The sequence below is a fragment of the Streptomyces venezuelae genome (assembly GCF_008642335.1).
GTDB lineage: Bacteria > Actinomycetota > Actinomycetes > Streptomycetales > Streptomycetaceae > Streptomyces > Streptomyces venezuelae_F.
On the sequence record NZ_CP029191.1, the window covers coordinates 7,917,355 to 7,935,423 of the forward strand.

Here is an 18,069-nt window from a genome sequence, read left to right on the forward strand (position 1 = left end):
GTTCTGGGCTCAGGCGGCCCGTGCCGCGCGGTGGCGGTGGGTCCGGACCAGGTCCGCGTAGCGGCGGCCGCTGCCCTTGACCGTGCGGCGCTGCGTCGCGTAGTCGACGTGGACCAGGCCGAAGCGCTTGTCGTAGCCGTACGCCCACTCGAAGTTGTCCAGGAGCGACCACGCGTAGTACCCGGCAAGCGGGGCGCCCCTGCGGGCCGCGCGGGCGCAGGCCGCCAAGTGCTCGCCCAGATAGCGGGCGCGCTCCACGTCGTCGATCGTGCCGTCCGCGCGGACGACGTCGGGGTACGCCGAGCCGTTCTCGGTGACGTAAAGACGCCGCGCCCCGTACTCCTCCGTCAGCCGCATCAGCAGACTCTCGATGCCGTTCGCGTCGATCTCCCAGTCCATGCCGGTGTGCGGCACCTCCGGCCGGTACAGCTGGCGTGCGAACGGCGCGGGGCCCCCGGGGTCGTCGGCGACGACGGCGGGGAAGTAGTAGTTGAGGCCCAGCCAGTCCAGCGGCTGCGCGATGGTCGCGAGGTCGCCCGCACGCTCCGGCAGGTCGACGCCGTACACCTCCCGCATGTCGGCGGGGAAGCCGAGCCCGTGCAGCGGGTCGAGCCACCAGCGGTTGGTGTGCCCGTCGACCCGCCGCGCCGCGGCGATGTCCTCCGGCCGGTCGGACGCGGCCTCCACCGGCGAGAGGTTGTTGACGATGCCGACCTCCGCGCGGGGCGCCGCCGCACGGATCGCCTGCGCGGCGAGACCGTGCCCGAGCAGCAGGTGGTACGAGGCGCGCACGGCGGCCGTCAGATCGGTGAGGCCAGGCGCCATGCGCCCCTCCAGGTGACCGATCCAGGCGGAGCACAACGGCTCGTTGAGCGTCGCCCAGAGCGGCACCCGATCGCCGAGCCGCTCGGCCGCCACCGAGGCGTACGCCGCGAAGTGCTCGGCGGTGGCACGCTCGGGCCAGCCGCCGCGGTCCTGCAGCGCCTGCGGCAGGTCCCAGTGGTAGAGGGTCGCGTTGGGGGTGATGCCCGCTTCCAGGAGGGCGTCGACAAGGCGGTCGTAGAAGTCGAGGCCGGCCGCGTTGACCGGCCCGTCGCCGCGGGGCACGATGCGCGGCCAGGCGAGCGAGAAACGGTAGGAGTCGACGCCGAGCTCCCGCATCAGCGCGATGTCCTCGGGCCAGCGGTGGTAGTGGTCGCAGGCCACGTCGCCGGTGTCGCCCCCGTCGGTCTTTCCCGGGGTGTGGGCGAACGTGTCCCAGATCGAGGGCGCGCGGCCGTCCTCGTCGACGGCCCCCTCGATCTGGTACGCCGATGTGGCCACGCCCCACGCGAAGTCCCGGGGGAGAGCGGAGAGGTCGGGGGAGGGGGCGGTCGGGGAGGAGGGGTCGGTCACGGAGTTCCTTTCAGGAAGGGGCGGGAGGGTCACTTGACGGCTCCGGCGGTCAGTCCGGCGACGAGATAGCGCTGCAGGAGCAGGAAGCCGGCGACGACGGGGATGCTCACGACGAGGGAGGCGGCCATGACCTGGTTCCAGTACACGTCGTTCTGCGTGGCGTACCCCTGGAGGCCCACGGCGAGGGTGCGCGTGGTGTCGTTGGTCATGACCGACGCGAAGAGCACTTCACCCCACGCGGTCATGAACGCGTACACGGCGACGGCGACGATGCCGGGGATCGCGGCGGGCACCACGACTCTGAACAGCGCCCGCAGCGGCCCGCAGCCGTCGACCAGCGCCGCCTCGTCCAGCTCGCGCGGCACCGAGTCGAAGTACCCGATCAGCATCCAGATGGAGAACGGCAGCGAGAACGTGAGGTAGGTCAGGATGAGCCCGGCGCGCGAGCCGAACAGCGCGATGCCCGTGGCGTTGCCGACGTTGACGTAGATGAGGAAGAGCGGCAGCAGGAACAGGATGCCCGGGAACATCTGCGTCGACAGGACGGTCACGGTGAACACCCGCTTGCCGCGGAAGCGGTATCGGCTGACCGCGTACGCGGCGAACACCGCGATGACCACCGAGCACACCGTCGCCGCGCCCGCCACGACCAGCGAGTTCATGAAGTAGTCGGCCAGCGGCACCGTCTTCCAGATGTCGAAGTACGGCCGCACGGTGAACCCGCTCGGCAGCCAGCGGAACGAGCCGGACACGTCCTGCAGCGGCTTGAGGGAACTGCTCACCATCACGTACACGGGAAGCAGCACGAAACCGGCGAGGAGCGTCAGGAAGATCCGTCGCGACCACAGGAACGAACGCGGCGCGGCCATCGGTGAGCGGCCCGCCCCCGGCGAACGGCTAGACATCGGCGGACTTCCTTCCCCGCGAGGTCACCAGGAGATAGCCGGCCGTCACCAGGAGCAGGAAGAGCAGCAGCAGGACCGACATGGCGGATCCTGTGCCGAAGTTCCAGGTGACGAACGACGACTGGTAGATGTGGATGGAGATGAGATCGGCGGCCTCGGGCGCCGACTTGCCGAACAGCACGTACGGCGTGTTGAAGTCGTTGAACGTCCACAGGAAGAGCACCAGGACGAGGACTTGATTGACGGGCCGCAGCGACGGCAGCGTGATGCGCCGCACCTGCTGCCACATCCCCGCCCCGTCGATCGCGGCGGCCTCGTACTGCTCCTTGGGGATGTTCTGCAGCCCCGCCATGACGATGAGGAAGGCGAACGGCCAGCCCTTCCACACCGACACGGTCAGCAGCGCGACGAAGCTGTTGTCGCCGATGAGCCAGAACGGACGGCTGTCGGTGAGCCCCAGCTGGTCGTGGAGCACGTGGTTGATGAGACCGGTGTCGCGCTGGAACATGAACGACCAGGTGATGACGGCCGCGTACACCGGCAGCGCGTACGGAATGAGGAAGACGGCCCGCAGCAGACCGCGGCCGCGGAAGTGCTCCTGCATGAAGACCGCGGCGGCCGTGCCGATCAGCCAGCACAGGCCCACGGACAGCACGGTGAACGCGACGGTCACGAAGAACGAGTGCAGCAGCGCCTCGCCGACCGGGGCGTCGAAGTCCACCGACAGCTCGTAGTTGTCCAGGCCCGTCCAGGGCGCGGCGCCCCAGTCGCGGATGAAGAACTGCGTGAGCTCCTTGAAGCTCATCACGATGCCGACGCCCATCGGTATGAGGTGGACGACGAGTTCGAGGAGCAGGGCGGGGAGCAGCAGGAGGTAGGGGAGCGAGACGCGGCGCAGGCGGGCGGGCAGGCGCAGCCGCGCGGGGCGCTTGCCGTCGGGTGGCGCGGCCCGCTCCTTGGAGGGGGGCGGCGGTGTGGTGAGGGTGGTCACGGGTCGGCTCTCGGCTCTCGTCGGCTCTCAGCTCTTCGGCATCTGCTGCTGTGCCTTGGACAGCTCGGACTTCACGGACTCCGTGGTGACCGGCCTGCCCGCCGCCGCGTCGGCGAACAGCTTCTTGATGGCCGTGCCCACGGAGGTCTCGAACTGCGACTCGTTGGGCACCTGCGGCAGCGGCGCGGCGCTCTTACGGAGCGTGTCGCGCAGCACGGCGGTGTCGGCCCGGTCGAAGGCGGCGTCCTTCTGCGCGGCGGTGACGGGCGGGATCGACCCGTACGCCTTGTTGAGGTGGGCCTGTTCGGCGTCGCTCGTCATGAACTTCACGAACTTGCGGGCGCCGTCGAGGTTGTCGGTGTTCTTGAAGACGGCGAGGTTGATGCCCGCGACCATCGAGTTGACCTGCCGCTCCGCGCCGGGCTTCCCGGACACCACGGGCACGGGGGCCACGCCCCAGTCGTCGGGCTTCATGCCCTGCGCCTCGAACGTGGTCGCCGCGGCCTGCCACAGCACCATCGCCGTCTTGCCCTGCGCGAAGTCCCGCAGCGACTGGTTCTGCGCGTACTCGGCGTTGCCCGGCGCGATGATCTTGTCCTTGGCCATGAAGTCGACGTACTGCTTCACGGCGGACACCGCGCCGTCCGAGGTGAAGGTCGGCCTGCCCTGCGCGTCGAAGAAGTCCGCGCCGTGCTGCTTGCCGAGGGCGAAGGCCTGGTGGATGTTGTTCACCAGGTTCGAACCCTCGGCCCCCAGGGCCCACTTGCCGTCCTTGGAAAGCTTCTTGCCGACGGTCACGAGGTCGTCCCAGGTGGCCGGCGGCTTGCTGATGCCCGCCTCCTTGAACATCGCCTTGTTGTAGTAGAGGGCGTACGACAGCGAGTACAGCGGAACCGCCGCCGGGTCCTTGCCCTCGGTGCCCGTCGAGCCGAGCGCCGCGTCGACGAACCGGTCCTTCCCGCCGATCGCCTTGAAGTTCTTCGCGTCCCAGGGCAGCAGCGCGCCGGTGGCCTGGAGCGAGGACGACCAGGTGTTGCCGATGTTGAGGACGTCGGGGCCCTGTCCCGAGGTGGTCGCCGCGAGGATCCGGTTGAGCAGGTCGGACCAGGGGATGACCTCCAGCTTGACCTCGATCCCCGTCTGCTGCTCGAACTTCTTCAGCTCGGGCGTGAGGATCTTCTTGTCCGCCGCGATGTTCGGCCCCTGATTGGAGGCCCAGTACGTGAGCGTCTTGGGCGAGGCGTTGCTGCCCTCGCCGCCGGTGCTCGTGCCGCCGCCGCAGGCCGTGAGGGTGGCGCCGGAGAGAGCGGTCACGGTGGCGAGTGCTGCCAAGGCTCGGAGTCTGCGCATGGCGGAACCGTCCCTTTCGTGGTGGATGAACGGGGATGGACGGGAGGCGCCGAGTTCGACGCCTGAATGGTTTCACGGCTTAATTTAGGACGTGAGTTAAAACCTGAGAGAAAGTCGCGTCAAGGGGTCGCGCACGGGTATGTTGCGGATCGGAGAGGAGCCACATGGCCGAGCGGAGCAGTCGAACGGTGCGCGACCTGCGGGTGGGCAACCGGGCGTCGGTGTTGCAACGGTTGTATTTCGGCGGGCCGATGAGCCGGCAGGCGCTCGGTCCCGCGACCGGACTCAGTTCGGGTTCCGTGAGCAACGTCGTCGCCGAACTCACCGCGGACGGCCTCCTGGAGGAGGCGGGCAGCGTCGAGTCCGACGGCGGCCGCCCGCGCACGCTGCTGCGCGTCGCCCCGTCGAGCGGCCGCCTCATCGGCGTCGACGTGGGGGAGACGCGGGTCCGCGTGGAGGCGTTCGACCTGGCCCTGACGGAACTGGCCCGCACGGAGCGCCCGTTGACGGACTCGGGACACGACGTGGAGACGGTCGTCCGACACATCGCGGAGGGCGTGGCGGAGGTGGCGGCGCGGGCGGGCATCGCGTGCGGGGCGGAGGGTCTGGCCGGGGCTGAGGTGCCGCACGGGGGCTTGATCGGGGTGGGGGTGGGGGTGCCGGGCATCGTGGATGGTGGCAGTGACAGTGATGGGGCTGGGGGTGCGGGTGGTCTGGGCGGTGCGGGTGGTGTGAGCGGCGGGGGCGGTGGGCGTGGCCGGGGCGGTGTGGGTGGCCGCGGTGGTGCCGGTGGCTTGGGTGGCGCGGGTGACCGGGCCGGCGCAGGGGGCGCTGGTGGCCCGGGTGGTGGCACGGGGCCGGGTGGCACGGTGGTGCACGGGCAGACCATCGGCTGGGACGCGGTCCCGCTGGAACGCATGCTGCGCGACGCCATCCAACTCCCGCCGGACACGGCCTACTTCGTGGACAACGGGGCCCGCGCCCTCGGCCAGGCCGAGATGTGGTTCGGCGGCGGCCGGGGCGCACGCGACGCGGCGATCGTGCTGATCGGCTCCGGGGTGGGCGCGTGCGTGGTCACCGGCGGCGTCATCCACGGCGGGGCGCGCGGCGGGCCCGCCGAGTGGGGTCACTTGACGGTGAACGTCCGCGGACGCCGGTGCCGGTGCGGGGCTCGGGGCTGCCTGGAGGCGTACGCGGGGGCCGAAGCATTGCTCGCGCGCTGGCAGGAGGCAGGCGGTGTGCTGCCGCCCGGTGCGGACGAGGAGACGGGGGTGAGCGCGCTGTTGGCGGCGGCGTATCCGGCGGAGGGCGGTGTGCCCGATCCGGTCGCACTGGCGGTGCTGGACGAGACCGCCGAGTACCTCGGCGCGGGCATCTCGGACCTCGTCAATCTCTTCGGCCCCGAACGCGTCCTCGTCGGCGGCTGGGCCGGCCTCCAGCTCGGCCCGCGCCTCCTGCCGGCCATCCGCCGGTACACCGAGTCGTACGCGCTTCGTCACCCGGCGGCCCGTGCCACGGTCGACCTCGGCCAACTCGGCCCCGACGCGGTCACGGTGGGCGCGGCGACGCTGCCCCTCGCCGACTTCTTCGCCCGGGGCGGCCGCCGTGCGACCCCGTCACGCACGGAGGCGGCCACGCGGGGAGCGCCGGACTGGCAGGCGGTGTTGGAGGGGCGGGGGGCGCGGTGAGGAGGGCGGCGGTTGTGGGTCGGGGACGGCTTCGGTTCTCAGAGCGTGCCGGGCGCGGGTGGGTCGGTACGGCGCGTCGAGGCGCCGTCGGATTCGCCTTACTGGCTGCCTGTGACCGGTGGGCCTGACTCGATGTCATCGATCAGCTGATGGATGAGCGCGGCGCCGGGCGGCCCCGTCATGGCGGCCACGGTTCGCTCGGACGCCGCACCGCCCTCGCTCGGGGCGCCCCCGCCAGAACCCGTCGGCCCGCACGGCGCGGCCGCTCCCGCCACCCCCACCGCCCCGGCCAGCGCCTTGTGCGCCTTGCGCCACGCGCGGCTGCGCCGGCCACGTAAATGGTCGACGAAAGCCTGCGCGTACAGCGTCATCGACCGGGTCCACACGTCGTGACGCGCCTGCGGCCCCGCCGAGGCACGCCGGACGCTGCGCCACGCCTCCGCGGGCCTGACCCCGGCCTGCGCCACGGCCAGCAGCGCCCAACTGACGGCGACCGGCGGCCCGTGCTCGGCGTGCACGGGAATCGTGTCGGCCGCGACCCGCAGATGGGCGATGGCCCGCTCGGTCCGCCCGTCCGCGAGGGCCAGCGCGCCCAGCACGTGCGAGACCCGCCCCACGGTGGCGTCGTCCCCGGCGAACATGGCCACGCGCCATGCCTGGCCGAGCAGTTCGGCCGCCTCCGCGGCGGGGGATCCGGCGCACACGGCGAGCCAGCCCGCCAGCCACAACGCCTGCCCGCACACCCGTGTGTCGGACCGGACGAGCGGCAGCAGACGGCGCAGGAGCGCGCGGCCCTCCTCGGCGTGACCGCACACCGCCCACCAGAACCACAGGTCCACGGCGACCGCCAGCGTCGTGGACGCGGGGTCCGTGGCGCTCGGCTCCCTGGCCAGCGCCGCGCGCAGGTCGGCCTCCTCGTCGCGGACCAGCGCGGCGGCCTGCTCGTGCAGTCCGCTGCTCCACAAGTGGTGGGCGGTGGAGGCGACATGGCTGTACCAGTACAGGTGCCGGCTGACCGCCGCGGCCGTCTCCCCGGCGGACTGCAGCCGCTCGGCGCCGAAACCGCGGACGGCGGCGGACATCCGGTAGCGCGGAGCGAGGACGCCGCCGGGGTCGCGGACCGGTTCGAGGACGGAGGCGAGCACGAGGCGAGCCAGCGACGCCGGTACGTCCTGCGCGTCGAGACCGCCGCCCGCGCACACGTACGCGGCCGCGTCCTCGTCGAAGCTCCCGGCGAACACGCTGAGCCGGGCCCACACGGTCCGTTCCGCCGAGCCGCACAGCGCGTACCCCGCTCCTACGGCGGCGCGCAACGACCTGTGCCTGCGCAGCGGCGCGTCCGCCACGCCGAGCCAGCCCTGCGCTCGCTCCAGCATCCCGGCGAGCTGGGGCAGCGAGTACCGCGCTGCCTGCGCCGCCGCCAGCTCGATGGCCAGCGGTATCCCTTCGAGCCGCCGACAGATGTCGTCCACGATCCGCAACTCCTCCACGCCCTCGCCGCTCACGGGGTGGTCGCGGGGAGGCGCGTCGTGCCCCGCCCGGCGTCTGGCGTCCCGCACCCGCGCCAGAAAGAGCGCGGCGGCGGGCCCGGCGGTGACCGCGCGGTCAGTGCGCCCCGTCGCCCCGGAACGTTCCGAGTGCTCGGTACGTCCCATACCAGCGGCTCGGTCAAGGTGCGCAGCACGGTCGGCGTTCTCGGCACCCTCAGCATGCCCGGCGTCCCCCAAGCCCACGGGACCCGCTCCGCCCGCCCCACCCCCCAGCGGCCCGAGCCGCAGTACCGCCTCCTCGCCCAGGCCCAGCGGATGACGCCCTGCGGCCAGGACCCGCACCTCCGGGGCCCCGTCGAGGAGCGCCCGTACGACACGCACGCACTCACCTCGTACCGGATCGAAGTCGTCCAGCAACACGAGCATCCGCCGCGACCGCAACCGATCAATGAGAGCCGCAACCCCGACGGCCCCAGCCCCGGGCCCGGACCCAGCCCCCGCCCGACCCACCCCCACCCCCTCCCTCCCCCCGTCCAACGCGTCCAAGACCGTCTCCGCGACCGACCGGCGTCGCGCCGGGACGCCGTCCCACCACCGCACCCGCACCACACCGTCCGGCATCGCGCTCCCGACCGCGATCGCCGCGTGCTCGGCGAGGAGGCTCTTGCCGATGCCCGCGCCGCCCACCACGGTCACGAGCCGGCCCTGAGCGAGCATCCTGCGGAGCACGCCCAGCTCCTCGGCCCGTCCGACCAGCACGCCGACGCCGTCCCCATGACCGCCGCCCCGCGCCCGCCCCCGCGCCCACCCCTGCCCGCGCCCTTGCGCTCGCTCTCGCCCTCGCACGCCAGACCCCTGCTCCCGCTCGCGTCGTCTCCAGCACCGCACGTCCCTGTGCAGAATCGTCTCTGCACCGCACGCGGCTGATCGACTAACTCCCCTCCGGCGCCCCGGGTAGTGACGTGCGGCCCGAATCATGCGGGACGGCGACTCCTCGCATCCGTGTTCGGTGACACCTGCACGTCAGTCAGGTGGATCAGTCCTCGCTGCGTCCTGTCCGACGTGACCGACGCAGCTCCCACCCCCAGATCCACGTCCCCCGACAAGCCGGAGCGACTGCCCGCGAAGGAGACGTGGCGCGCCCTGTACCGCCACTTCCGCCCCCACCGGGGCGCCGTCGCGCTCGGCGCCTTCCTGACACTCATCGGCTCGGCCACCGGACTCGCGCAGCCCCTCGCGGCCAAGTCGCTCGTGGACCGGCTCGGCGGCGACGACTCCATCGCAGGGATCCTGATCCTCCTCACCGCGCTGGTGGTCCTCGGCACGGCGATCGAGTCCGTCGGAGCGTACGTACTGGAGCGCACCGCCGAGTCCGTGGTCCTCGCGGCCCGACGCACGCTCATCGGGCGGCTGCTGCGGCTGCGCCTCGGCGAGGTGGAGCGGACCCAGCCGGGCGACCTGATGTCACGCGTCACCTCGGACACGACGTTGCTGCGGGCCGTGACGACCCAGTCCGTGGTGTCCGCGGCCTCCGGAGGCCTCACCTTCGTCGCGACGATCGTGCTGATGGGGCTGATGGACCCGGTCCTGCTCGGCGTCACACTCGGCGTGATCGTGCTGATCGGCGGCGCGGTCTCCCTCGTCATGCCGAGGATCGCGCGGGCGACACAGCGCGCGCAGGAGGCCGTGGGGACGATCTCCACGGCACTGGAGCGGGCGTTCGGCGCCTTCCGTACGCTGAAGGCCTCCGGCGCCGAGCAGCGCGAATCCGCCGCGGTGGAGGCGGCCGCGCAGGAGGCGTGGCGGCACGGCGTGCGGTCGGCGAAGTGGCAGTCCGTGGCGTGGAGTTCGGTCGGCCTCGCCGTGCAGGTGTCGTTCCTCGCGGTGCTCGGGATCGGCGGCGCGCGGGTCGCGTCGGGCGCGATCTCCGTCTCCACGCTGGTGGCGTTCCTGCTCTTCCTCTTCTATCTCATCGACCCGGTGTCGCGCCTGGTCGAGGCGGCATCGCAGTACCAGGTGGGGTCGGCGGCGATCGCCCGTATCGTCCAGGCGGAACGACTGGAGACGGAACCGACGGAGACGGAGCGGACGGAGAGCGGGGCGAGGGAAGGGGCCCGGGGGGCCGCGCCGACGCCGCCCGCCGTCGCCGCGTCCGTCGCCTTCGACGACGTGACCTTCCGCTACCGCGACGACCTCCCGTACGTCCATCACGGCGTGACCTTCGACGTGCCGGGCCCGGGCATGACCGCGTTCGTCGGGCCTTCGGGCGCGGGCAAGACGACCGTGTTCGGTCTGATCGAGCGGTTCTACGAGGTGACGGGCGGCCGGGTCCTGGTCGACGGCAAGGACGTACGCGAGTGGCCGCTCGCCGAACTGCGGGCCACGATCGGGTACGTGGAGCAGGACGCGCCCGTGCTCGCGGGCACCCTGCGCGAGAACCTCCTCTTCGCGGCGCCGCACGCCACGGACTCCGAGATACGGGAGGTCCTGGTGCGCGCCCGACTCGACGCGGTCGTCGAGCGGCTGCCCGAGGGGCTGGACACGGTCGTCGGTCACCGGGGCTCCAAGCTGTCGGGCGGTGAGCGCCAGCGGGTGGCGATCGCGCGGGCGCTGCTGCGGAAGCCGCGCCTGCTGCTGCTCGACGAGGCGACCTCGCAGCTGGACGCGGTCAACGAACTGGCGCTGCGGGACGTGGTGGCGGAGGTCTCCCGTGAGGTCACGGTCCTGGTGGTGGCCCACCGCCTGTCGACGGTGACGCTGGCGGACCGGATCGTGGTGATGGACGCGGGAAGGGTACGCGCGGTGGGCACGCACGCCGAACTCGTGACGGCGGACCCGCTGTACGGGGAACTGGCGGCGACACAGTTCCTGGCGACGTCGCCAGGCCCGAAGCCCCCGGAGGCTCCGTCGACGACAGAGAATCCGTCGACGAAAGCGAGTCCGTCACCGACAGCGAGCCCGGCGCCGCCGGGTGGCGCGGCGCTGCCGGACAGTTCACCGACTTCACCAGCCGCACCGACTTCACCGGCCTCACCGACCTCGGCCAACTCCGCATGACCGACGACGCGGCGCCCTCCCCGCAGCCGAAGTCGCCACCTCCGCCCTCATCTCCACCCGCACTCCAGGCCCCCACCCCCTCGCCCGTCCTCACGAGCCCCTGGTTCGTGCCCAGTACGCTGCGGTCCGTGGTCTACCGTGACGCCATGACGAGTCCGAGCCTTCACGCGGTCCTCGACCGCTACGCCGACCGAATCACCGACCAGACCGCCCAGTTGACCTCTACCATCGCGGGTGCCGACGCCACCGCGCCCGTGCCCGGCTGTCCCGGCTGGACCCTCGCCCACCTCCTGCGCCACGTGGGCGGCGCGCACCGTTGGGCCGAGACGGTGGTCCGGACCCGCGCCACCGGACCCGTACCGGACGAGCAGGTCAACCTCGTCACACCCGAAGCGGACGACGACGTCCCGGCGCTCTCCGCCTGGCTCGTCGAAGGGGCCGCGCAGTTCGCGGACACGTTGCGCGAGGCGGGGCCCGAGGTGCGGGTGTGGACCGTCGCGCCGGGCGGCACGCCCCTCTTCTGGGCGCGCCGCATGACGTATGAGACGGTCGTCCACCGTTTCGACGCGACCGCCGCGGTCGGCGGAACGTACACCCTCGCCGCGGACGTCGCCCTCGACGGCCTCGAAGAGTGGCTGGAGTTCAGCACGCTGCCCCAGGCCTACGCATCGGAGGCCGAGATGCAGGCGCTGCTGGGTCCCGGCCGCACGGTGCACTTCCACGCGACCGATGCCCCCGAAGGGGAGGGGGAGTGGCTGATCGACCTCACCGGGGCCCCGATCACCGTCTCGCACGGACACAAGAAGTCGACCGCGGCCGTACGCGGCCCGCTCACCGACCTCCTGCTCCTCCTCTACCTGCGCCGCACCCCGACCCCCGCCGACGGCATCGAAGTCCTGGGCGACGAGACCCTGTTCAGTGACTGGGTGCGGGGCGCGGGAGCCTGGCTGCGGAGGTGAGGCACAGCGGTGGGCTCAGGCCGCGTACGGGCGCACCGTCTTGGCGTCGCGCAACGTGCGGCCCCACCACGTGAGCTGGTCCAGCATCGTCTTGGCCGCGGTCTCCGGGCCGGCCGGATCGAGCGGTTCGCCGGACGCGTCGAAGCAGCTCCGCGCGCCGTGGAAGCTCACCGTGTCGCGCACCGTCACCGCGTGGAGTTCCGCGTAGACCTGCCGCAGGTGTTCGACGGCGCGCAGGCCGCCCGACAGGCCGCCGTAGCTGACGAAGCCCACCGGCTTGGCGCGCCACTCCGCGTAGTGCCAGTCGATCGCGGTCTTCAGCGACGCGGGGTAGCTGTGGTTGTACTCGGGTGTGATGACGACGTACGCGTCCGCCGCGTCGATGCGCGCCGCGACGCCGGCGACCTCCGGTCCTGGCCGCCCGGACAGCCCGTCCGGGAGCCGCGCCTCGGCCAGGTCGATCACGTCGACGTCCAGATCCCGGCGGTGCGCGGTCTGGCGCAGGAACCAGGCCGCGACGGTCGGTGCGAAGCGGCCCTCCCGCGTGCTCGCGACGATGACGGCCAGCTTGAGGGGGCCTTCGGCCTCGAGAAGACCGTCCCTCACGGTTCCATGCGTGTCGTGCGTGTTCATGATGTGCCTCCCCGGCTCGGTGCGCGTTCGCGCCTGACACCGACGAAACTACGAACCCGCGCCCCGCCCCCACATCTGTCGTACGACGGGGATCGGTACCTGCGCGAGCCCTAGGCCCACCGGCGGAGCGAGACGCCCGACCCGTGTACGCCGGGGTGCGCCCGGGCAGGTAGCAGCGGGACGGCCACGGCACGGCAGGCCGCGGCACGGGACGGCAGGAGGAGTCGGAGATCATGGCGCAACACACGGGCGGCGACTGGGAGTTCACCGACGACAGGGACCACCTGGTGAGGACCGCACGCCGCCCGTCCCGGCTCGTCGTCTATATGCCGACCGGCGCGGCCCTGCACGACCACGGCATACGGCCCGTCGGCATCTTCGGCTCCGCGCACGACGACCCGGCCCTGCCCGACCCCGCCAAGACGGGCAGCCTCCCCCTCGCGGACCTCCCCTACTTCGGCGCGGGCCCCGCACTCGACCTCGACGCCCTCCTCGCCGCGCGGCCCGACCTGGTCGTGGCGCTCACCTACGGCGGCGGGCAGGTCTACGGCATCGACCCGGAGGCCGCCAAACACCTGGAGGAGCAGATCCCGCTCGTCGTCCTCGACGTCGGAGGCGGCCGCAGCCTCACCGGCATCAGGGACCGCCTCACCGCCCTCGGGCGCAGCCTGGGCGCCGCCCCGGACCCGGCGGCGGACGCCGAACTCGCCGCCGCGGAACGGCGGTTGACCGCCGCCGCCGCGGGTCCCGTACGTGCGCGCGTCCTCGCCCTCTCCCCGGCGGGCCCCGACTCCGTCCACCTCGCGCGGCCGTACGCCTGGCCCGACCTCGCCGCCCTCGCCGGGTTCGGCGTCGGCCTCGTGGACCCCGCGCCGGGGCAGGGCGCGAACTGGTCGACGACGACCTGGGCGGAGGCGGCCGCACTCGAACCCGACCTCGTCCTCACCGACGTACGGGGCAACGCGGCGGCCCTCGGCGACGCCCTCGGTCCGCACATTCCCACGCTCTCCTGGAACCCTGAACTGCCCCCGAGCGCCCGGGAACACGCCCGCTTCCACACCGCCGTCGCCGACGCCCTGGAAGCCGTTCGGCCCTGAGAGTCTGTGTCATGACCCCGACGGATTCGTCGTTCCGCGTACCGTTGATCCATGACACGACTGCTGCACATCACCGAGCGCGCCTTGTGGGACGCCGCGAGGGAAGCCGGGACGTACGAGATGTCGACCCGCGGCAAGACACTGGGCGACGTGGGCTTCATCCACTGCTCGCTGCCCGAACAGCTGCCGGGGGTCGCCGCGTTCCTCTACGGGGGATACGACGGGCCCGACGAGCTGGTGGTCCTCGACATCGACAGCGCACGTGTCACCGCGCCGGTGCGGTTCGAGGCGGCGCGTCCGGGCGCGGAGGAATTCCCGCACATCTACGGGCCGTTGCCCGTGGACGCGGTGGTCGAGGTGTCCCCGTGGGGGGCGTCGTGACCACCGTTCAGGCGGCCGTCGCGGGGGCGCCCGGCGAGATCGTGCTGATGTCGGACCCGCGGGTCGCCGCCGTTCCCGTGCGGGAGTGCGGGGAGCCGCTCGTCGACGTACGGACGGCGAAGGGCGGGGGGACCGGCCGCGGGCTGCTCGTCGACTTTCGGGAACAGGCAGGGTCCGACACCTCGTTCGCGCTGCTGCGCGAGGGCGTCCTGCGACGGCTCCTGCACGCCGAGGAGCTGCTCCCGCCGGGACTGCGGCTGCTGTTCGTCGAGGGCTACCGGCCGCCGGCTCTGCAGCGCCACTACTTCGAGGAGTACGTGGAACAACTGCGCGCCCTCCACCCCGACCGGCCCGCCGCCGAGATACACGCCGCCGCCAGCCGCTACGTCTCCCCGCCCGACATCGCCCCGCACAGCGCGGGCGCCGCCGTCGACCTGACGCTCGCCGACGCCGAAGGACGCGAGCTCGACCTCGGCACCCGCATGAACGCCGACCCGGAGGAGAGCGCGGGCGCCTGCTACACCCACGCGCCGAACATCGGCGCCGAGGCACGCGCCCACCGTGCCGTCCTCGGCGCCGCCCTGACCGGCGCGGGCCTCGTCAACTACCCCACGGAGTGGTGGCACTGGTCGTACGGCGATCGCTACTGGGCACTGGCCTCGGGCGCCCCGTCCGCGCTGTACGGTCCGCGCGACGCGGACTCCTCGGCGCCCGTGAGCTAGCGGCGCGGCCCGTCCGGGACGGGGGGCGGACCGGCATCAGCTCTCCTCGGAGCGGCGCGCACGCAGCGTCCGCACTTTGTGGCGGTTGCCGCAGTGCTCCATCGAGCACCAGCGGCGACGGCCGGGGCGCGAGGTGTCGACGTAGACCAGGGCGCAGTCCCCGGCCGAGCAGGTGCGGATGCGGTGTGCGAACGGTCCTGTCAGCAGGTCCACCGCGTCGCGCGCCACGGTGGCGAGCAGCCGGGTGCCGTCCGCGGGCCCGGCCCAGGCGCGCTCGCCGTCCGGACCGACGGCGGGGACCAGCGGCGGGTGGGCCGCCGCCGCGTTGACGGCGGCGATGTCGGCCGGGTCCGCGGGCTCGTCGTGGGCCCGCGCGGTCGTCACGCGGAACAGCGCGTCGCGCAGTCGCCGCGCGTCCGCCACCTCGGCATCGGAGACGTCGAGAAGCGGGGTCGGTGTCAGGCGTGACCGCTCCGCCCAGTCGGCCAGGTCGGCGGGCCCGTGCAGCACCTCGTACCGCCGGTACTCACCCGGACCACCGGTGGGCAGGAGTTCCAGGCAGAGCGCGCCCGGGTCGAACCGGTAGGTGGACCCGCTGTAAGAGCGCAGCACTAGGCCGGGGGAGCCGGGGGACTGTTCCATGTAACCAATATAAGGAGTTACGTGGTTCGCGTGCGGCGCGCCCTAGACTCTCGGCATGCCCGACACCTCGCTGGCACAGCTCAGCGCCGGAAAGTACCTGCTGGTCAGCACCTACCGGAAAGACGGCACCCTGGTGCCGACCCCCGTCTGGGTCGTCGAGGACGGCGACGCCCTCGGCATCTGGACGCCCGGTGAGTCCTGGAAGGTGAAGCGGATCCGCGGGCGCGCGGACGTCATGGTCGGCCCGTGCGACCGGCGGGGCAGACCGACCGGCGAGCAGGTGCCCGCCACCGCCGAGATCTGCCCGCCCGACGTCACCGCCCGCTACCGCACCCTCATCCTGCACAAGTACGGGGTGCCCGGCTTCCTCACGCTCTTCGGCAGCCGGATCCGCCGAGGGCTCAAGGGCACGGTCGGAGTGCGCATCACGCTGACACCCTGACGGCGGGGGTCAGCTCCGCGCGGAACGCGATCACCATGTCGCGGGCGTGCCGCAGCCCCATCCGGTCGAAGTCCGCCTCCAGGACCGCCAGTTCGGCGAGCGTCGCCTCCCGGGCGCGCCCGAGCCGCGCCCGGCACTTGACCAGGCCGAGCCGGGACAGCGCGGTGCCGCGCGGTTCCCGCATCGCGGTGAACTCGTCGAGGGCGACGGCGTACGTCTCCCGCGCCGCCTCGTGGCGTCCGGCGCGGTACAGGACGTTGCCGCGCATCTTGTGGTTGTAGGCGAGCGCGCTCGCCAGGTCCATGGCCCGGCACACGCCCTCCGCCTCGGAGAGCAGCTCCAGGGCGCGGTCCGTATCGCCCCGCAGGGACAGTACGTCGGCCACGCCCCGCAGCGACCAGGCACGCCCCCGCGCGTCGTCCGCGTCGGTCGCGATCCGCACCGACTCCTCGAACAGTTCCAGGGCCTTCGCGTGCTCGCCGCGGTTGCGGTGCATCTGCGCTATCCCGGTCATCGCCCACACCATGTGCCGCGCCTCGCCGTGCGCCCGCCCCTGTTCGAGCAGCTCTTCGTGGAGCGCGGCGACGGCCGCGTAGTCCCCCTGGATGCGCCCCGTCTCGGCGAGACCCGCGAGCGCGTAGCCGTGCGCGAGCCGGTCACCGCCGCCCGAGGCCAGCTCCACGGAGTGGGTGAGCAGCCGCCGCGCGAGCCGCAGCGCCCCGCACTGCCGCGCGAGGGTGCCACCGCTCCACAGCGCCCACGCCATGGCCCCCGCGTCCCCCGCCGCGCGGGCGCTGCGGTAGCTCTGCCGCCAGGCGGCGCCCGCGTCGTCGACCCGGCCGAGCCGTCTGCTCGCCTCCGCCAGGGCCAGTGCCGCCTGCGCCCGCTCGGCCGAGCCGCCCGCCCGGGACAGCGCACGGCCCGCCGACGCGCGCACGTCCTCGTACGAGGAGTTCACGCTCAGCTCCGAGCCCAGCTCGCCCTGGTACTCCGGGGCGAATGCCTTGACGTACATGGATGCGCAGCCTTTCGATCGTCCGGCACAACGGCATGATCAAAAAGCTACGAGCCGGGCCCTGGGCGGCGAATCCCTCCCGGTAGGGGTCCTCGCGTACGACTCGAGTGCTACGCGCGGGCGTCCTGATCAGCCTCGGGACGTACGGGCATCGCCGTCTGAAGAGCCGAGATGCACGCGCCGATGGCCTGCTGGAGGTCTTCGAGGCGCTTCACCATGTCGTCCTCGTAGATGTCGTCGATGTCATCGACGTCGTCGAACGTCAGCTCCTCGAACACCTTCGTGGCCTTCTGCAGGCTGCTGTAGAACTTCGCCCGCCGCTCCTGCACCCGCAGCTCCGGGTCGCTCTGGACGGTCTGCGCCACCAGGTCACGCACGGTGTCGTACGCCTCGCGCGCCCACTCCCCGGACTCCTCGCCCTCGTCCAGCTCGTCGATGAGGGACAGGTGGCGCTCGGCCTCCTCGCGCAGCTCCGCCGGGGCGTCGATCATCTGCCCGGCCGGCGTCTTGACCTGGCCCTTCTCCACGATCTGCCGGACGTAGTCGACGCGGTCACCGGCCTTGGACTCGGCCGCCACGGCCTTCTTGAGGTCGTCGGTGCGGACGATGTCGCGGACCAGCTCGGTGCGGAGCGCCGGGTCCTCGTCCAAGCGGTCCATCAGAGCCTTGCGGGCCGCCTCGGCCGTGCCGGGGTCGGCCAGGATCGCGGCACGCAGCGCGGTCGGGTTCTCCGCGACCTCCAGGGCCTTGGTGGGGCGGATGCCCTCGGCCTCGGCAGCCTGCGTGATCGCCTCGCCGCGCTGGGTGAGGGCGCTGGAGCGGGCGGTGTAGTACGACAACCAGACGTCGGCGTCCGGGAGTTCCACGTCCATGCCGGGGGAGAGCGCCTCGAAGTGCGGCACCATCCCGTCGTCGGCGGCCTTGTCCCACGCCTTGTAGTACCGCATGACGCGGTCGGCCGAGCACCCCGCGAGCTCCGCGAACTCCTTCGCGGAGACCTTCGGCGTCTCGCCCGCGCTCTGCCCGCCGGGCCGCACGCTGCGGGCGACCTTGAGACCGAAGGCCCAGCCGCCGGTGCGCGCGTAGACCCCGAAGTCACGGGCGTCCTCGGCGATCAGCGCGGCCGAGTCGGCGGTGGCGTCGGCGGAAGCGGCGTCTTCGTGGGACGCGGCGTCTTCCTGGGACGGGACGATGGCTACGGTCACAGAGGTGCTCCTGGATGTCACAGTCGTACGAAGGTTGACGCGATACTTTATCGCTCCTATTGAGATGTTTTGCGCGCGAGTTGGCGTGCCGCCGGGC

At 72.5% G+C, this 18,069-nt stretch carries 16 protein-coding genes; 7 read left to right on the forward strand and 9 right to left on the reverse strand.

Annotation, left to right across the window (positions count from 1 at the left end; translation table 11 throughout):
- Nucleotides 1–9: 9 nt before the first annotated feature.
- The 4 genes from DEJ49_RS35295 to DEJ49_RS35310 are packed head-to-tail and all read right to left on the reverse strand — an operon-like array spanning nt 10 to nt 4,641.
- On the reverse strand, nt 10–1,395 hold the full coding sequence (locus DEJ49_RS35295; RefSeq protein ID WP_150187871.1) for a GH1 family beta-glucosidase: 1,386 nt from the start codon (nt 1,393–1,395) through the stop codon (nt 10–12).
- 29 nt (nt 1,396–1,424) lie between these two features.
- Nucleotides 1,425–2,264: a carbohydrate ABC transporter permease gene (locus tag DEJ49_RS35300; protein WP_150188702.1), complete on the reverse strand. Its 840-nt coding sequence runs from the start codon at nt 2,262–2,264 to the stop codon at nt 1,425–1,427.
- Between the two features lie 28 nt (nt 2,265–2,292).
- On the reverse strand, nt 2,293–3,291 hold the full coding sequence (locus tag DEJ49_RS35305; RefSeq protein ID WP_150187872.1) for a carbohydrate ABC transporter permease: 999 nt from the start codon (nt 3,289–3,291) through the stop codon (nt 2,293–2,295).
- A 27-nt stretch (nt 3,292–3,318) separates the two neighbouring features.
- The gene (locus tag DEJ49_RS35310) at nt 3,319–4,641 is read right to left on the reverse strand and encodes an ABC transporter substrate-binding protein (RefSeq protein ID WP_150187873.1); all 1,323 of its coding nucleotides are present in this window, start codon (nt 4,639–4,641) and stop codon (nt 3,319–3,321) included.
- A gap of 164 nt (nt 4,642–4,805) precedes the next feature.
- Between DEJ49_RS35310 and DEJ49_RS35315 the strand changes: the two genes are divergently transcribed.
- A complete protein-coding gene (locus tag DEJ49_RS35315; RefSeq protein WP_223833136.1) occupies nt 4,806–6,329 on the forward strand; it encodes an ROK family protein in 1,524 nt (507 codons plus the stop codon).
- A 98-nt stretch (nt 6,330–6,427) separates the two neighbouring features.
- Here DEJ49_RS35315 and DEJ49_RS35320 read toward each other — a convergent pair whose 3' ends face one another.
- On the reverse strand, nt 6,428–8,578 hold the full coding sequence (locus DEJ49_RS35320) for an ATP-binding protein (RefSeq protein WP_150187874.1): 2,151 nt from the start codon (nt 8,576–8,578) through the stop codon (nt 6,428–6,430).
- A 303-nt stretch (nt 8,579–8,881) separates the two neighbouring features.
- Between DEJ49_RS35320 and DEJ49_RS35325 the strand changes: the two genes are divergently transcribed.
- Both DEJ49_RS35325 and DEJ49_RS35330 read left to right on the forward strand, forming a co-directional pair.
- The gene (locus tag DEJ49_RS35325) at nt 8,882–10,876 is read left to right on the forward strand and encodes an ABC transporter ATP-binding protein (RefSeq protein ID WP_150187875.1); all 1,995 of its coding nucleotides are present in this window, start codon (nt 8,882–8,884) and stop codon (nt 10,874–10,876) included.
- A 146-nt stretch (nt 10,877–11,022) separates the two neighbouring features.
- Complete coding sequence (locus DEJ49_RS35330) at nt 11,023–11,835, forward strand: maleylpyruvate isomerase family mycothiol-dependent enzyme (RefSeq protein ID WP_150187876.1); 813 nt, start codon at nt 11,023–11,025, stop codon at nt 11,833–11,835.
- Between the two features lie 15 nt (nt 11,836–11,850).
- Here DEJ49_RS35330 and DEJ49_RS35335 read toward each other — a convergent pair whose 3' ends face one another.
- Nucleotides 11,851–12,468: an NADPH-dependent FMN reductase gene (locus tag DEJ49_RS35335; RefSeq protein WP_150187877.1), complete on the reverse strand. Its 618-nt coding sequence runs from the start codon at nt 12,466–12,468 to the stop codon at nt 11,851–11,853.
- A 233-nt stretch (nt 12,469–12,701) separates the two neighbouring features.
- Here DEJ49_RS35335 and DEJ49_RS35340 point away from each other — a divergent pair, with 233 nt between their 5' ends.
- The 3 genes from DEJ49_RS35340 to DEJ49_RS35350 are packed head-to-tail and all read left to right on the forward strand — an operon-like array spanning nt 12,702 to nt 14,668.
- The gene (locus DEJ49_RS35340) at nt 12,702–13,565 is read left to right on the forward strand and encodes an ABC transporter substrate-binding protein (protein ID WP_150187878.1); all 864 of its coding nucleotides are present in this window, start codon (nt 12,702–12,704) and stop codon (nt 13,563–13,565) included.
- Nucleotides 13,566–13,616: 51 nt separating this feature from the next.
- Nucleotides 13,617–13,946, forward strand: coding sequence for a DUF952 domain-containing protein (locus DEJ49_RS35345; RefSeq protein WP_150187879.1), 330 nt, complete (start codon nt 13,617–13,619; stop codon nt 13,944–13,946).
- Between the two features lie 47 nt (nt 13,947–13,993).
- A complete protein-coding gene (locus tag DEJ49_RS35350) occupies nt 13,994–14,668 on the forward strand; it encodes a M15 family metallopeptidase (RefSeq protein ID WP_150188704.1) in 675 nt (224 codons plus the stop codon).
- A gap of 36 nt (nt 14,669–14,704) precedes the next feature.
- Here the strand turns inward: DEJ49_RS35350 and DEJ49_RS35355 are convergent, their stop codons facing one another.
- The gene (locus DEJ49_RS35355; RefSeq protein WP_150187880.1) at nt 14,705–15,310 is read right to left on the reverse strand and encodes a CGNR zinc finger domain-containing protein; all 606 of its coding nucleotides are present in this window, start codon (nt 15,308–15,310) and stop codon (nt 14,705–14,707) included.
- A 55-nt stretch (nt 15,311–15,365) separates the two neighbouring features.
- Between DEJ49_RS35355 and DEJ49_RS35360 the strand changes: the two genes are divergently transcribed.
- Nucleotides 15,366–15,752, forward strand: a complete 387-nt coding sequence (locus DEJ49_RS35360) for a PPOX class F420-dependent oxidoreductase (protein ID WP_150187881.1) — start codon at nt 15,366–15,368, stop codon at nt 15,750–15,752.
- Here DEJ49_RS35360 and DEJ49_RS35365 read toward each other — a convergent pair.
- Both DEJ49_RS35365 and DEJ49_RS35370 read right to left on the reverse strand, forming a co-directional pair.
- Nucleotides 15,736–16,767: a tetratricopeptide repeat protein gene (locus DEJ49_RS35365; RefSeq protein ID WP_150187882.1), complete on the reverse strand. Its 1,032-nt coding sequence runs from the start codon at nt 16,765–16,767 to the stop codon at nt 15,736–15,738. The genes DEJ49_RS35360 and DEJ49_RS35365 overlap by 17 nt on opposite strands.
- 110 nt (nt 16,768–16,877) lie before the next feature.
- Entirely contained in the window at nt 16,878–17,885 is a 1,008-nt protein-coding gene (locus DEJ49_RS35370; protein ID WP_150188705.1) for a hypothetical protein, read from the reverse strand.
- Nucleotides 17,886–18,069 lie beyond the last annotated feature (184 nt).